Consider the following 13,344-nt stretch of genomic DNA (forward strand, 5'->3'; position numbering starts at 1 on the left):
AACAGGCCTGGCGGCTTGCCGCCTTGTGACCTGAGCCCGGTAAACTGGTCCGAACATTGTGAGAATTTCCCGGTTAGGTTTGGCCAGTGCCAGCCAGAAGATTCGCGGCATGAAGAAGTCCAGGTTCAGTGAGCAGCAGATTGCCTTCATCTTGAAGCAGTCGGAGGATGGGACGACGGTCGAGGAGGTCTGCCGGAAGGCGGGGATCTCGATCTAGACGTATTGTCCGGCGTCAGCGCCCATGGCACAGATTAGGGGTTGAGGTTTAAGGAGGGTTTGGGCTTCGTCGTAGTGACGAAGGAACGAAGATGAAGCCCAAACCCTCCTTGCGAAAATCGCCGACCAAGGCGTCTGCCGAAGCCGTGGTGAAGGACATCCGCCGACAGACGCGGCGGCATTTCTCGGCTGAAGACACGATCCGCATCGTGCTGGACGGATTGCGCTGCGAGGACAGCATTGCTGAGCTGTGCCGGCGTGAAGGCATTGCCCAGAGCCTGTACTACACCTGGTCAAAGGAGTTCATGGAAGCCGGCAAACGCCGGCTCGCGGGCGACACCGCTCGTGCTGCAACCACGGGCGAGGTCCAGGACCTGCGTCGAGAAGCCCGTGCCCTGAAGGAATGCGTAGCCGATCTGACGCTGGAAAACCGCCTGCCAAAAAAAGCATGATCGCGGATGGGGGCGACGACGAATGAGGTACCCCGCCACGGAAAAGCTGGAAATCATCAGGATCGTGGAGCAGTCGCACTTGCCCGCCAAGCACACGTTGGATAAGCTCGGCATTCCCCGCCGGACATTCTATCGCTGGTATGATCGCTTCCTCGAAGGCGGCCCCGAAGCGCTGGAGGATCGCCCCTCGGCACCGGGCCGGGTGTGGAACCGTGTCGGCAAGGATATCCGCGAGCAGATCGTCGAGATGGCGCTTGATGCGACCGAGCTTTCCCCTCGCGAACTGGCGGTGCGCTTCACCGACGAGAAACGCTACTTCGTGTCGGAAGCCACGGTTTACCGGCTTCTGAAGGCGCATGACCTGATCACCAGCCCGGCCTATACCGTGTCAAGGCTGCCGAGCAGTTCCACACGAAGACCACACGGACGAACGAGATGTGGCAGACGGACTTCACCTACTTCAAGATCATCGGATGGGGCTGGATGTACCTCTCGACCGTGCTCGACGACTACTCGCGTTATATCATCGCCTGGAAACTGTGCACAAACATGCGGGCCGGGGATGTCACCGAGACGCTGGACCTGGCCCTCAAGGCATCGGGGTGTGACAGTGCCACGGTCCTGCACAAGCCCCGGCTGCTATCGGACGACGGTCCCAGCTACATCGCGGGTGAACTCGCCGAGTACATCGAGGCTCAGCAGATGAGCCATGTCCGCGGAGCCCCGTTGCATCCGCAGACGCAAGGCAAGATCGAGCGCTGGCACCAGACCTTGAAGAACCGCATCCTGCTGGAAAACTACTTCCTGCCAGGCTATCTCGAGGCCCAGATCGCGGCCTTCGTGGAGCACTACAATCACCAGCGCTACCATGAGAGCCAGACAAAGTGACGCCGGCAGACGCCTACTTCGGCAGGGCCCCCGCCATCCTCAAGCGCGGCGAGGCCATCAAGCGAAAGACCATCGAACATCGCCGCTTGCTTCACCGCAAGCTCGCCGCCTAACATCAAACCCCAGACGAGGCTCGCTCTCCGCTAATCCACACCCCGATTTGGGCCAAATGTTTCGACGACGGACACACCAAAGCGGCAATCACACCTCTGGTGCATCCCCACATCTACCGTTCCACCGCTCTCGCGCACCCCTGATTGCGCACACTCCAATTAGCCAAACCACCGCAAAGTACAAATCCCCATAGCGTAGCCTGCCGGGCCCGCGGGTTCCTGCATGGGAGGCTTTCGTACGCAAGCGCCCGAAACCCTTCACCATGTCAGCCATTCGAGCGGTCGCTCAATTTCCCGAATGCTGCCGTGCACTCAGACTTATCCGGCGGAAGCGAACCTCTAGATTCCATGGAAACGGACGCCTCACCCTGCTTGAGGTCAACCTCAGCGGGGTGTCGACAAACGCACTTCGGCTCGGCGACTTTGCCAATCTGCCGTACCGATCGGTCCTGTGACAGCATCGACGATTTCGAGGTCTATCGAGCTTTCCGGCGCACCCAACCCGATGAGAATATCGGCAATCTTCTCTCCTCTTCGGCGCGCCATGTCCTCTCGCTCCGTGAGGATTTCGCCATTGTCCAGCAAGGTGGCGCCACGAAACGCGCGAACCGAGACTTTAACGTCGGAGGTTGCTTGAGCAAGCCGCGCAAGTTCCAACAACACCATAGCATCCGGGCCGGACGCACGGTCGCGCTCGAAGGGGAAATAAACCATCTCCGTGCGATCGAGCGCCACCTCAGGCACGGGCAGAGCAGCCAGCCGCATGATTTGCAAGGAGCTGGACGGGTCGGCCAGGATCATCGCGCGCTGCTCATCGGTGATGTCAGGCCTTCGCCCCAGCCTCAGCGCGAGAATCTCCGGGCTTGCCGGCGCAATCTCGTTACATTCAGGCGAAAGCTCGGGCATCACCGAGGCGCGCCCGTCGATGCGGACACCGGCGCATTCCTGCGGCCCGTCGGTGACAACACCTTCGACCAGCAGCTTGTGGCCGAGCTGTGGATTACCCCAGTCGGGTGGGATGGCCAAGCCATAGCGCACGCTATTGTGCCGAACGAAAAAGCACACGTCGCTCCGTGGGCCAGTGTCCTGTGCGATCGGACAGGTGACAAAGGCGACATGCTGCTGCGCAGTCGCCGGAGCGGCAACGGCCAGAGAACCGAGCGCCAGCCATGGACCGAGAGAACCAAACCGCATGATCACAACACACTCATGAAATTGATCAGATCCTGCTTTTCCTGATCGGTATAGCCGATGTTGAAACGGCGATCGTAGAAGTCGACCATCTCGCGCAAAGTATCGGCCTCTCCGGCCATGAAATAGGGTGCACGTGCGGCCAGCCCGCGCATCTGCTGCGTCATGCTGGCACCGATATCCCTGCACTTGCCGGTAACCAGAGCGCGGCCCGGATCGTGCGTGTAGATCACCCTGCCGAGATAGGATTGGGGCACCGCATCGTCGTGGCAGGTCGCCTTGAACAGGGGCAGATCTTCGCGCCGGTTCCAGGGCCAGTTGTTTAGCCCCAGATCCATGAAGCCGGGGGCCAGATCCATTCCCGTCAGAACCGTGTTGTGACATCCTGAGGCACAGCTGCGTTTGAACGGATTGCCAAGTCCCTTGTCGTTGTAAACGCCCACGTTCTGAATGAAGAAGCGCTTGTCGAAGAAGACGTTTGCGCCTCGCGCCACGGACGCCCGGAACTCATCCTGAGGAGTGGGTTCTACGTCGCCTTCGCCGGCCGGGTTGAGCCACATGTCAAAGGTGCCGAACACCCGGTTGACCGGATTGTTGCCGAGCTCGCCAGGGTGGCCATCTCGCAGCGCTTCGGGGCCTAGACCCGGCGGCGTGCCGGGGCCTTCCAGCTCTCCTGCCTGATTGCTGAAGCCCTGTGCGACATAGATCGCGCTTTCAAACTCTTCGATTTGGCGCAGGTCTTCCGGTGTCAGTGCGGCAAGCATTTCCAGATGGGCGAAGCCCGCATCGGTTGCCTGACCGCGCAAGGTGGGCAGCCTACCGTCCGACATTAGTTGCACGGAGACGAACTCGCCGGTTTCCGGATCCTTGGGGAGCAGGCTCTTGTCGTTGTACAGGAAATATTCGTGCGGGGTCACCCCGTGGGGCAGACTGAGCATATATTTCATGTTCGCCACCGGCCGCGGGCGGCGAAACACGGAGACGGTCGGATTGTCGCTCAGCAACCCGTATTCGGGATCGAGATTGCAGCCGGTCGGGTCACTGACCACTTCGAGATCGAATTCGGGCTCTATCACGCTGCCATCGGCAGCCTTGGGCGGCCAGGGGCGTCCGATCCGGAAAAGCCCCTTGTCCAGTAGCAGGGAGTGGGAGGCCCGCTCACCCTGAGGCAGGCTCGGGCAGTTCGAGCCGTCGATAGCGGCGAACAGCGGGTCCTTGCCTCCGGTCGCGTCCCATCGCTCGCGCGCAGTTTTGGCCGATAGGCTCATGGCATCGGCTGGCTGGTGGCACGTGACACAGGCACGGCCATTTTCGCCGATCGGTTCGAAGAACGGGTGACCAGCAGTATTGATTGGCTCGCCGGTATTGATGAGGCGCAGGCGACCGTCTGCGTTGGGGAATTCCAGCGTGTCGCCGATGAGGTGTTCCTCGCCTGGCCTCCACCACTGGCTGGCAATGTCTTCGGTGGTTGGGCTCATGGCGGCAGCGCCGAATACCAGGGACGCTCCGACAAAGACCATCGCTGACTTTCGGTGAAGGGAAAGCCTGCTCACAACTCGTCTCTCCGCACCTCTTCAGCCTCGGTTTTCAAGATCTCACGCTCAGCCATCCATTCGATCAGGCGCGGCCCCCACAAGTCCGGCGTCATCGAGAAATTCGGCACGTCGTACACGTGCAACTCGGCGGGTTCGCGCTCCTTGTTCCACATCTGGAAGAGAGCGATAAGCCCATCGGTCACCGGCCCGTGCCCTGCTTCCGTAATGAGGAATAAGGGCGGGGCCTTGTCCGGGACGGCAATATCCTGCAGCGCCGGGCCGAAATTGGAGACGATGAAATCGGGAGTAGCCCCGTCTTCGCCAGCCATCATCGTGCCAAAGGCAACGCCGCCTCCTGCCGAGGTGCCGAACATGCCGACGCGATCGGGATCGATATGCCACTGCGCGGCCTTGCTCCGCACCAGACGCAGCGCGGCCTGTCCATCTGCCACGGCCAGACCCAGAACCTCGTTCATGGCCGGGTCGTCGGGCGATGGATTGGCGTTGGCCTTGCGGATTTCCATGCTGGGAAATTCGATCGGCCCCGAAGATGGCGGGCGCGGCGCAGTGGCCTGCGCGATCTCTTCCGGCGTGCGTTGCAGCGTGCGGTATTCGAGGACGATTACCGCAACGCCTTGGGCATTCAGCAGATCGATGGTGTCCTGAATGTAAGAGCCCATGCCCAGAACGCGCAGGCCGCCGCCCGGCAATAAGACGACAGCAGCGCCATCGGCCTGTTGGGGGTCGGGCAGGTAAACCAGCAGGCGCGGCTGGGTGGTGTTGTAACGCTCTTCACCGAGGCCCTTCGGGTTCACCACCAGCGGCTCGGTCCAATCCTGCGAGCCGGGGGCGGGGCCGTCATAGAGGTTCAGCGTATATTGCTGGGCTATCGCCGGACTGGCGGGCGCAAGGGCGAGAAAGGCAGCGGCAAGGCCTGGCAGGAGCGCTTTGCGGCAAATCATGTCAGAGGCCTTTCGCGTCATAGGTCCATTCCGGATCGCGGCACAGACGGCAATCTTCGCCCACAAACCAGCGCGATGCCGCCTCGTCGCCGCGAAGCTGCCATTCCAGCCACTCCACCGCAACAGGGGTAACCTTGCCGCCGTTCGGCTCGCGAAAAGTGGCGCTATGGCCCACGTCCACACTCGCAACCGCCACCGGAACCTGATCGATGCGGCGAAAATCGTCCATGCCGTTGGGGTAGGCGATGTCGCTCTCGCCGCCGAGAATGTAGAGGATCGGCGTGTGGATGCGGTTGAGCGCGTCCTTGGCGACCGAGAACCCGGTGATGGGATTGAAAGCGTCGGGATCCAGCACCCCGCTGTTGTGCACTATCACGGTGGCCACGCGCGGATCGGCGGCAACACTGATAGCTTGCAAGCCGCCGCAGCTATGCCCGGCAACGGCGACCATCTTCGGATCGATGCGCCCGTAAAACGGGCTACCGGCGCGCTCGTTTTCGGCGAGAATCCAGTCGAGACCGGACAACAGATCAGCGGGAAGCGTCTGCACCGGCGGAAATGTTCCGTCGCTGTGCGTTTCACGCGGCGGGGCGGGCAGGGCGTCCGGGCCGCTATAAGCCTTGCCGGGCGCGATCACGACATAGCCATAGGATGCGATTTCCAGCAGGTGGAAACGGGCAGAGGCAGCATCTGCGGAGCAGCCGCCATTTCCCCAAAGCACCACGCCAAGCGGGCGGCCTGCCAAAGCATCCAGATTGCGTGGACGGTAGACAATGTGATCGGGAAGGCCGGGCCGAACATCGCGCGAGGCGGGGTATGGCCCGCTGCCCGGCGTATCCGGGATTGCATCGGATGCCATCCGCGCTGCCGCCTGGTCGGCCGGCATGGCTGCCTCGCCCACCGGTGCACAGCCTGCCAGCGGCACAGAAAGGCCAAGCAGACCGAAACGCAGCAATGTAGTCTTCATCGATCGCTCCATGATCACCAAAAGGAAACGGTCGGCAAGGGGAGGCTTGCCGACCGTCTCGTTCAGAACCCGGCGCGCACGCCAATCGCGATCGTACGTCCGATCGGGCTATGTGCGTTGGGGTCGAAGGCCAGATTGCCGTTCTGCACGTAAGGCGGATCATTGTCGAAGATGTCCTGCACATCCAGACTGAAGGTAACATCCTGGGCAATGGAGAACGGCTGTTTGACCGTATAGCGCAGGGCCAGGTCGAACTCCGTATGTGCCGGCACATCCTGGATCGGCGTGATCGAGTCGTTATCGTAGCTGCCGTAGTGGTTGACGAACATAGTGGCCGAAAGGCCGCCGACATCCGCCCCGACATAGGCACGGGCAATAAACGATACGGGATTGTTGATCGTGTTCAGCACGTCTCGCAGCGGCGTGCCCGAGATGATCGAACGATCGAAGGTCAGGATCTTGGTGGCATTTACCCCAACGCGCCACGATCCCCAGCTCGCATCGCCTTCATAGCTACCGATGAATTCCAGCCCGTCCGTCTTGTTCGCACCCAGGTTGACCTTGCGCCCGTCGACGATGGCCTGGACATCCGAGGGCGAAGCAGGCGGGGCGCTGAACAGGCCGCCAGCCAGGATCTGGTTCACCACGGCGAGCGGCGGATTATAAGTCACAACCGGCGCCAGCTCAGCCTTCTGCAGCGCCAGCAGGTCGTTCCCGGGCGTGGCGATCCGGTTGGTATAGTCCACATTGTAGTACGTGAAGGAGAGTTTGAGGCCCGGAAGCGAGAGTGGCTTCCAGTCGGCACCGAGAGACCATGTGGTGGCTTTTTCCGGCTGCAGGCCGGGATTGCCGCCGCGCAGGAACAGCACGTTGGTGAGCACGTTGCTCGGGCCGACGAGCTGCCGGTATTGATTGAAGGGTGAGCCCTTGTCGGACAGCGTGGGCGCGCGGAAAGACTTGCCGTAGCTGCCACGCAGAGTCAGCGATGCTACCGGGCGGAAGGTGACGCCCAACTTCGGATTCAGCGTATCACCGACGTCATCATAGTCATCATAGCGAGCGGCGGCCGACAGATTGAGCTCCGGGCCGTCACCGCCCAGGACCGGCACATAGACCTCTCCAAAGACAGAATTGATGGTGCGGTCGCTGTTGGTCTGGAAAGGAGCAAGGTCCTGCCAGTTGATTTGCTGCCGCGACGCGCCCAGCGCGACACGAATGTCGCCCGCCGGGAGTGCGAGCAGCGGACCGTCTGCCGACACGCCGTACTCCTGGATACCGTAATTGGTATCGACGCGGAACGGGTTGGTGAGGGTGGCAATGGTAGCGGGGTTGTTATTGCCGGTAGAACTGAACGGATTGAATGCTGTGGCCGGATTGGTGTTGGCCAGCGCCGCATTCAGCGCCCCGGAGTTGATCTGGCGGGTCAGGGACCGTTCGCCGTCGTGGCTGTAGGCATAGAAGACATTAGCCGACCAGTCCGCGCCAAGTTTCAGATTTAGCCCGCCCGTGATGTGGTAGGACTGCTGGGAGGACGCAGAGCGCTCGTTGCCCAGTTCGTTGATGAAGGAATAGGCCACCGTCACGGTCTGGCCCGGCGTACCGGGATTGACGTAGAAGGGATTGGTCGTCGGCACGTTGAACTGGGCGGTCAGCGCGGGTCCGGTCAGAAGCCCGTCACGCTCGGCATAGTAACCCTGCGCGTAGACCTGAATGCTATCGGTGATATCCTGTTCGAAGGTGGCGGCCGCGCTGCGACGTTCCTGTTCCGGCAGGACTGCCGCGCCGAGGTAGGCGCTCTGCAGGTTGCGCGTGCCCGCGGTGAAATCGCCCGCGGTCAGGTTCTCGCCATTGCCATCGGGAATGGCGTAGGTCACGCCGCCCACGGTGACATTGCCCGGCGCAGCATTCGAAGACCGCAGATCCGGACCGCCGAAGGGGGCCAGATTGTCGGTGTAATAGGCACGATCAGCTGCGAACAGCGTTCCGCGGCGGTTGAATTCGCCCGCCACCATGATGGAGCCGCTGCCCCAGGTCTTGCCCAGCGCTGCACCGGCCTGATATTCCTCGAAGCCGTCGGCAAAGCGCACGCGCCCCATGACTTCGGCACCGTTAAAATCCTTGCGCAGCAGGATGTTCACCACGCCGCCCACGGCATCCGAGCCGTAGATGCCGGAGCTGCCGTCAGCCAGGACTTCCAGCCGCGCGATCGCCATGGTCGGGATGACGGAGGGATCGAAGTACTGGCTCTGCGTGCCAGCGCCGGCCAAGCGCCGACCGTCAAGCAGGGTCAGCGTGGATTCGGTGCCCAGTCCGCGCAGGTTGATGCCCGTGCCGAACGTGCGGTTGGCATTCTGGTTGTTGGCCGAGGTAAAGGACGCGTCGGTCGCGCCGAAATTGAAGACCTGCGGCAGTTCCGACAGCAATTCGGTCGTTGTGGATGCGGTGCTCTGTTCAATGTCGTCACGGCTCAGCCCGATCACCGGCGATCCGGTCGGTTCGATGCCGCGGATACGGCTACCAGTCACAACGATTGCCTGCGGATGCGGATCTTCCTCGCTTCCAGCGCCAGCATCCTGTGCAAACGCCACGGCCGGAAGGCACAGGGCAATCAGAGAGCCACCGCCAAGCAACGCGGCAAGATTGGATTTCAGAGTATTGCGCATGTCATGCATCCTCATTTCGCCGAGCATCGCGTCGGCATATTTTGTGAAGTACTGCCAAGGGTTTGTGGTGCTGATTGCGTCGGACGAGTGGTCCGCGACGAGTGCGAGCTTTGTCATCTCAGTGATCTCCCCTCCCAGGGATGCGTTGTTGGTCTCGATGTTCAGATTGGCCGCATGGCTTACATCCACTCCGGCTCGCGATGGCTGGCCTGAGCACTCAGGCGGATGGCCGCGTTGGCGGCGCCAAAAGCGTCGTAATCGCGCCGCTGGACGACTTCGAAGAACACCCGCTTTGCCACCGCGCGGCTGTAGAACTGGAAGTACTCCCCCTGCTCGTCGCGGTCGTAGAGAATGTTCCCCGCACGCAGCCTTTCGAGCAGGTCCGGAGCCAGCCCGAAGCGGGCTTCGATATCGTCGTAATAGTTTGGCCCGATCTCGAGCATCGGCAGATCCGCATCGACCGTGGACTGCGCCGCCTCGAAAATGTCATCTGTCGCCAGGGCAATATGCTGCACGCCTGCGCCGAAGTAATTGCGGATAAAGCGCGAGCTCAAAGACTGGTGTGCCAGCGATCCGTTCAGAGTGAAACGCACGCTGCGGTCGGCATTCTGCACGGCTTGGCTGTAAACCAGGCCCATCTGATCGGCGATCTCCAGTTGCGCAGTCGTGTCCATGTCGAACAGCGACACGTAGAACAGCAGCCAGCTGAGGAACTCGCCCTGCTGCATCGTCTGGGCGACGTGATCTATGCGCGTCAGCAGCTGCGCGGTGCTTTCTTCTTCCTGCTGGTGCGGAAATTCCTCCGCCCACATCGAGCCGCTTTGCGCTGCATCGACAAGGTAGAGCAGACTGCCGCCCAGCCCGCGAAGGCTGGGAATTTCCCATTCGTCGGGAGCCACGGCCTGCGCGTAACGCTGGATGCCCAGCGCCTGCGCGCGGGCGAGAGCGGCCTCCTGATCGGTCACGCCCAGGCCGATTGCGCAGACGGAACCGCCATGGACAACCTCGTGACTGTGGGCATGGCCATCGGGCTCGCAATTGAGCACGAAGTTGATGTCTCCCTGCTTCCACCGGGTAACATCCTTGCTGCGGTGTTTCGCCACCGGCGTGAAGCCGAGCGCGCGGAAATAGCGGGCGAACTCCTCCGCCTCCTCGTGGCTGGCGGCAAATTCGATGAATTCGGTGCTAGTGGCGGTGACCCGGTCGGGAAGCACCGGGGTTTGGCCAAGCTTGCGTGCCGCTTCGTCCTCAAGGAAGCGCAGCGAACGGTGGCCGTCCACTGCCAGCTGGGCAGCGGCACCAGCGCGGAACTGGTCGTTGAAGATTTCAAGGCTGAACCAGCCATCGTAGCCAATGCGCTGAATGGCGGCGACGTATTCGGCCACTGGCCAGTCGCCTTGCCCCGGCAGAACGCGGAAATGGCGGCTCCAGCTGAGCGGATCCATCGACAGGCGCGGCGCATCGGCAAGCTGCACGAAGAACAGTTTTTCCGCACGAATATCGCCGATGCTGCTGTTGGGAACGTCGCGTGCGAGCGAGTGAAACGTATCGAGCACCAGGCCGATCGAAGGGTGGTCCACGTCGCGCACCAGCGACCACGCGTCGCGATGGTCGCTAACGTGGCGCCCCCAGGCAAGCGCTTCGTAGCCGATGCGCTTGCCATGCCGCGCAGCCAGCTCGCCAAGCTCGTGCAGGTCGTCGAGCATGCGCTGGCGTTCGGGCAGGGCGACCGGCGAACAGTTCGAACATAGCAGCACCAGATCGGTATCGAGCGCCTCCATGATCTCGAACTTACGCTCCATGCGCGCGAAGGCGGCGCTGCGCAGCGGTTCGGGCATGCCCTCGAGGTCACGAAACGGCTGGAACATGGTGCATTCAAGCCCCAGGTCGCGCATCATCTTCGCAATCTGGCGGGCATCCTGCGGTGCACCTATCAGGTCGTTTTCGAAGATCTCCACGCCGCCGAACCCGGCTCGAGCGGCGGATTCGAGTTTATCGGCAAGTGGGCCGCTCAGGCAGACAGAGGCGATTGATGTTTTCATGCCGCGCCTCGCTGAGCTTGATTGTCCACTGCGCCCAGTGCGGCCAACATGCGGTCGCGATCGGGTTCCACTCCGGTAAATCGACGCAATCCCTCGGCAGCCTGGCCGATCACCATGGGCGCTCCGCCGGCGGTTGCCAGCCCGCGCGTTTGCGCCGCCTTCAGCAGCTCGGTCTCGCGCGGGAAATAGATGACGTCGGCAAGCCACTGACCGGGCGAGAGCAATTCAGGATCAAATGGCATGCCAGGATGTGCCACCATGCCGACAGGGGTAGACTGGACAACGCCGCAAGCACCGTCAATGGCAGCGGCTGGCGTTGCGCTCGCGACGATGCTGGCTTCGGGGAAAGCTGACCGGAGGCGGGTGGCCAGCGCATCGACCCGGTCGGCGGACATGTCATGAATGCGCAGCTCGCGGGTTCCGGAATGGAGCAGGGCAAAGGCCGTTGCCGACCCGGCTCCGCCTGAGCCTATCTGCGCAACGACATCGCGCGGCTCCTGCGGGAAGGCCAGATCAAGCATGAACTCGAAGCCGATCCAGTCGGTGTTGGTGCCGGACATGCGCCCGTCGTTAAAGCTCACGCAGTTAACCGCACCGAGCGATGCCGCGGTGGAATCAACTTCGTCGAGCAGCGGGATCACCGCCTGTTTGAAAGGATGGGTGACGTAGACCCCGCGAAAGCCACGCTCGACCAGCTGGGCAAGCATGTTGGGCAAGGCTTCGTCCGCCAGTTCAAGCGCGTCGAAATCGAACAGATCGTAGGTGAGCGCGAGGCCGAGGCGAGCTGCTTCCGTCTCGTGGATGGCCGGGGATGACGAGGCGCCAATCCCTCGGCCCAGCAAGCCAATCTTTATCGAGGACGCAGCGTCCGTCATGCGCGCTTCTCCGGAATGATGACGAGTAGGGCTAGCAAACCGGCAATTACGGCAGGCACGGCAAAGATGATGAAGACCGTCCCGACAGGAAGGTCGGTCCCGACCAGATAACCGCCAACCAGCGGGCCGAGCACTGCGCCGATGCGGCCTACGCCCATCGACCAGCCGATGCCCGTGCTGCGGATCTCGGTGGGATAGAACCGCGCGGACAGGGCCCAGAAGCCGTTGAAGCCACCCTGTACCGTGACACCAACGGCCAGCGCCGCAAGCAACGTCAGCACCAGTGGCATCGACAGGTTGCCGAAGATCAGCATCGCCACTGCGGCAGCAAAGAAGAACAATGCGATGACGCGCGGCAAGGCAAAGCGCACGGCAAGCCAGCCCATAAGGCTCGTGCCAAGGAAGGCACCCAGATTGTAGGTAGCCCCGGCGTAGATTGCCTGATCGAGAGGAAGACCCGCCCGGGTGGTTAGTTCAGGGATCCAGTTGATCACGAAGTAAAGGACGAAGTAGCCGAGGGCGACGGCGATCCACAGGATCACACCCGAACGCAGGCGGCCATCGTCGAAGAGGCGCAGCAAGCTGGTTCTGCTCGCGGCTTCCGGCTTGGACGGCAAGGCACCGAGCGGTTCGTGACCCAGCCGCGCACGCAGCCGGTTAGCCCGGTCCAGCGCCTTGGTTGGCTGGCGGCGCAACAGGAAATCAATCGACTCCGGCATCAACGCCAGCGCGATAACCAGCAAGCCGAGACTAAGCGCGCCGATCGCCAGCAGAACCGTGCGCCACCCGTGATCAGGCAGCAACGACACCGTCAGAAATGCGGTGATGATCGATCCAAAGGGCCAGCCCGCCTGCACGAAGCCGACGGCAAAATCCTGATAACGCGGCGGCGCAAACTCGGAGGCCATGGCCGTCATGGTGACGCCAATGGTGCCGACGCCGAGGCCGACCACGAACCGGGCGAGGATCATCGCCTCCACACTGTGGACCTGCGATGAAATCACCATCGCGACGGCAACAACAGCAAGGGCGCAAATAATCAGCGGACGACGGCCGAAACGGTCGGCCAGCGGCGCGATGAACAGGCAACCACAGGCCATACCGGCAAGGCTCGCGCTGAAAATAACGCCAAGATCCTGGGGCGCGATTGCCCACTCGTCGGAAAGAACGGGTGCAACGAAGGACATGACCAGCAAGTCCGCCCCATCAAGCATGTTGAGCAGGAAGCACAGGCCGACCGCAATGACTTGCAGCGGCTTCCAAGCGCCAGCTTCGACAGAACGGGGAAGGGCGCTGTCTGCGCTCATCCGGCGATCCAGGGGGCGGAAAATACCGCGTGGCAGCTGCTGGGTGCAATCATGACATCCTCGCTCATCCCGCCTCATTTCTACGAGGTCGGTCGCCACGCCAATAAACATACCGGTTGGTCCGGTCAATAAC

General features: G+C 62.1%; 8 protein-coding genes and 2 pseudogenes. 2 read left to right on the forward strand and 8 right to left on the reverse strand.

From position 1 onward, the window contains the following. Nucleotides 1–109: 109 nt before the first annotated feature. Both PP1Y_RS12325 and PP1Y_RS12335 read left to right on the forward strand, forming a co-directional pair. Nucleotides 110–211: pseudogene (locus tag PP1Y_RS12325) on the forward strand (transposase); the annotation flags it as partial. Nucleotides 212–308: 97 nt separating this feature from the next. Next, nucleotides 309–1,669, forward strand: a pseudogene (locus PP1Y_RS12335) (IS3 family transposase). A 384-nt stretch (nt 1,670–2,053) separates the two neighbouring features. Here the strand turns inward: PP1Y_RS12335 and PP1Y_RS12340 are convergent. The 8 genes from PP1Y_RS12340 to PP1Y_RS12375 form a co-directional block, all read right to left on the reverse strand. Next, nucleotides 2,054–2,869, reverse strand: a complete 816-nt coding sequence (locus PP1Y_RS12340) for a hypothetical protein (protein ID WP_148274963.1) — start codon at nt 2,867–2,869, stop codon at nt 2,054–2,056. Further along, entirely contained in the window at nt 2,866–4,338 is a 1,473-nt protein-coding gene (locus tag PP1Y_RS12345) for a hypothetical protein (protein ID WP_013832534.1), read from the reverse strand. The genes PP1Y_RS12340 and PP1Y_RS12345 overlap by 4 nt, the downstream gene beginning before the upstream one ends. 71 nt (nt 4,339–4,409) lie before the next feature. Next, complete coding sequence (locus tag PP1Y_RS24675) at nt 4,410–5,357, reverse strand: alpha/beta hydrolase (protein WP_013832535.1); 948 nt, start codon at nt 5,355–5,357, stop codon at nt 4,410–4,412. A gap of 1 nt (nt 5,358) precedes the next feature. Continuing rightward, nucleotides 5,359–6,324 (reverse strand): hypothetical protein, encoded by a 966-nt coding sequence (locus PP1Y_RS12355; protein ID WP_232512664.1) that lies wholly within the window; start codon nt 6,322–6,324, stop codon nt 5,359–5,361. 62 nt (nt 6,325–6,386) lie between these two features. Then, nucleotides 6,387–9,104, reverse strand: a complete 2,718-nt coding sequence (locus PP1Y_RS12360) for a TonB-dependent siderophore receptor (RefSeq protein ID WP_148274964.1) — start codon at nt 9,102–9,104, stop codon at nt 6,387–6,389. Nucleotides 9,105–9,166: 62 nt separating this feature from the next. Then, nucleotides 9,167–11,029: a bifunctional sugar phosphate isomerase/epimerase/4-hydroxyphenylpyruvate dioxygenase family protein gene (locus PP1Y_RS12365; RefSeq protein ID WP_013832538.1), complete on the reverse strand. Its 1,863-nt coding sequence runs from the start codon at nt 11,027–11,029 to the stop codon at nt 9,167–9,169. Further along, nucleotides 11,026–11,904: a shikimate dehydrogenase gene (locus PP1Y_RS12370; RefSeq protein WP_013832539.1), complete on the reverse strand. Its 879-nt coding sequence runs from the start codon at nt 11,902–11,904 to the stop codon at nt 11,026–11,028. Before PP1Y_RS12370 ends, PP1Y_RS12365 begins: the two co-directional genes overlap by 4 nt. After that, entirely contained in the window at nt 11,901–13,322 is a 1,422-nt protein-coding gene (locus PP1Y_RS12375; RefSeq protein ID WP_232512666.1) for an MFS transporter, read from the reverse strand. Before PP1Y_RS12375 ends, PP1Y_RS12370 begins: the two co-directional genes overlap by 4 nt. Between the last annotated feature and the right edge of the window lie 22 nt (nt 13,323–13,344).

This window comes from Novosphingobium sp. PP1Y (genome assembly GCF_000253255.1).
In the GTDB taxonomy this organism is placed as follows: domain Bacteria; phylum Pseudomonadota; class Alphaproteobacteria; order Sphingomonadales; family Sphingomonadaceae; genus Novosphingobium.